Raw genomic sequence first — 2540 nt, 5'->3', positions numbered from 1 at the left:
GTGATCCGTCCGGTCGCCTTTGCGGGCCACCGCCGCACCTTCGATCAGGAAATGCCCGGCCCCACTCTCTATCACCGCGCCACAGATTGTCCGGTCACCTACCCTGGCGACCGGCCTGCCGTTAAACGTATACGTAGCGCTGCCGCTCTCGACCTGGTTTACCCCATGCAGCGGACAGTTGTGTTGGTGGCCTACAAGTACAACCGGATTCATAGGGCTTCTCCTTCAGACGGTGCAGTACGGGATTCGCGATCTATGTCCTCCGGCCAATGAACCTTCGGCGCCAGGCAATGCATGTGGCTCAAGCCATCGTCATCGTTCCAGTCGCGGGGTGGGTGCACGAATTTTGGCAGGGCTTCGGGGCCTTGTTGCATGAACAGCCGGGCGATGGCCCAGTAGGCCTCGCCGTGGTAGAGGTCGTGGGTGAAGAAGACGCGATCGATGACTTCGTTGCTTTCAGGATTGCGCACCGACAGCATGACGTTTTCTATCAGGCCGCCGTGGCCGGGGGCATAGACGCGATAAACCTCGGCGGTTACGTCGTCCCAGTTGTAGGCGACAGGTTTGACGCCCCAGTGTTTGCGGCTGAAAAGATAGATGTAGTTGAATCTAAATTGGTAGAGATAGATTTTCCGACGCAGGCGATTGAAACGAATGGGTTCGTCCCTTGGGAGCATCAGGTCCATCTTTACATGGGATGCAATTGCCCACATGGCGATCGGCGGCAATAAAACCATGACGAGGCAAACAAACCACTCACGCGACCAATTAACATTCAACATTAGCAAATATAGATAAATGGCCATTCCAAATGACATTACTAAAGTTGCCCCTCCTACCAGAGCAGCAACACCACGCAAACTGACACTCGACCTCGGAAGCTCTAGGCACACATCATCAAGATAATTCGGCGCTGGCTTAACATCCTCAACACCAAAACGCGGAGATGACTGCGAATTCACATCAGGCAGATCATAGCTCCAAAACAAAGCCCTATCCCAAAGAGCTCTAGGCTTGGCTTTCACTCGTTAAGCTCCTTGACGCAAATCTCAATATAAGCATCCGGCAGCGCTGTATCTGGCCAGTACATTACTAGCAGCGTCGCAGCACGTATGGTGTGCGACCCGACAGTCGGCATCAGCTCTGCAGCCCCAGTGATTTCCAGCCAAGATATTGCCAAATCCTCTGACCTCTCGGATTTACGCTTTCTATTTACTGAAATATTTTTTCTATAGTCGGGTAGTCTGGGCTGAGAGAAACCAGAAAATCTTGCCGCTTGAGTGAGAGCCTCAATCGGGAGAGCCTGATATTCTTCCACAAGCACAGTTTCTCCACCAAAGAAGTCGGGGAAAGTGCCATCACCATGCCGATGCACTACGAGGACCAAGCGAAAAGCTGAGCATTCATCACTGTAACTAGGTAACACGACTTGAAATTTAAGTTTATGCTCTAACTCCAAACTGACCAACCCTCCTATCCTGGGCGCAGCCGAATTGATTGACCGATTGGACTCGAAGTTAATCGCCGCGCAAACACCCAGGGTCGCCGCATTAAGCTCTGCAAACGCAATATCCGCATATTCCGGGCTGCCCCAGAATACGGCTGGCTTCTCATCAGCTTTGCCAAAGCAGCAGCGTCGCGCCCATCGCTCCAAGGCTACAGATTCGTTTCCTTCAGCCCACTTGCTGATTGCGTACGCCGTGAGCGCCAGCATCACTGCCAACCCTAAAGGCCCTAATATGAGCGGTTTAAATACTGCATATACAAATACGCCAGTTGAAACGGTGAACCCAAATCCCGCCCCGATATATATAGCTCCGGCTCTGTTGTCTCCTGCTGCTAGCACGCGCTTTGCTGCAGCAAATGCTTGCGCCGTATCAAATATCCCGGCTATTGCACTAATAATTGCACCAAACTTGATTAGCGAAACGCCAGTTCCCGCCGCGCCCTTAGCCCCGGGTATTGACCTCAGCACGAGTCCAATCAGCTCAATTTGCCCCCCTAGCAACCCCAATTGCGAACCCTGCAACGCTAACTTGGCCTCATGGGCCTTGGGCCCAATCTCCGCTTCCGCTTTTTCCTGATTCTTGGCCAGGCTGTCGTATTGCAAATACAGCCCTCCAATCGCCAGCAGTACTTCCCAGCTTCCGGCCACACCCCGCAAGCCGCGAAAGCCAGTCCGCACCAACTCCGCCGTCTGCTGCGCAGTGATCTTCATCCTCTGGAACACCTTTCGCGCATCCGGCTCTAGCGTCCCCGCCGCCACCGAGATATCCACCAACGCCCGCTGCGCCAAGCTGCTCGCCTGGGTCACCTTCATGCTGGCTTCCTCAAACAACCGACCCTGCACGTCCGCCGCGGTACCCTCGACCCACACCGACACACTGATCATGGTGTTGGTAAATCGCGGGTCGAGCACTGCCAGGCTCATCAGCCCGTGTTGAATGATCGGCCGCACCTTGTTCCAGGCCCTGGTTGAATGAATGTCGATGTCATCAATGTTGCGATGCATCCGATCCCGTGCCTCGGCGATCGAGGCG

General features: G+C 54.3%; 3 protein-coding genes. All 3 read right to left on the bottom strand.

Annotated features, from left to right (window positions below; translation table 11 throughout):
- Nucleotides 1–213 (bottom strand): PAAR domain-containing protein (locus E8E78_RS00260; RefSeq protein WP_280337069.1); only part of this gene is annotated, 213 nt, incomplete at its 3' end.
- Nucleotides 210–1025: a DUF6708 domain-containing protein gene (locus E8E78_RS00255; RefSeq protein ID WP_230676184.1), complete on the bottom strand. Its 816-nt coding sequence runs from the start codon at nucleotides 1023–1025 to the stop codon at nucleotides 210–212. The genes E8E78_RS00260 and E8E78_RS00255, both read right to left, overlap by 4 nt.
- Nucleotides 1022–2540: T6SS effector BTH_I2691 family protein (locus E8E78_RS00250; protein ID WP_280311659.1), on the bottom strand; the 1519-nt coding region annotated here is incomplete at its 5' end. The genes E8E78_RS00255 and E8E78_RS00250, both read right to left, overlap by 4 nt.

It is taken from the genome of Pseudomonas sp. BN505 (genome assembly GCF_029873175.1).
GTDB classification, from domain to species: Bacteria; Pseudomonadota; Gammaproteobacteria; order Pseudomonadales; family Pseudomonadaceae; genus Aquipseudomonas; species Aquipseudomonas putida.
This window is presented reverse-complemented; position numbering and strand designations above follow the sequence as displayed.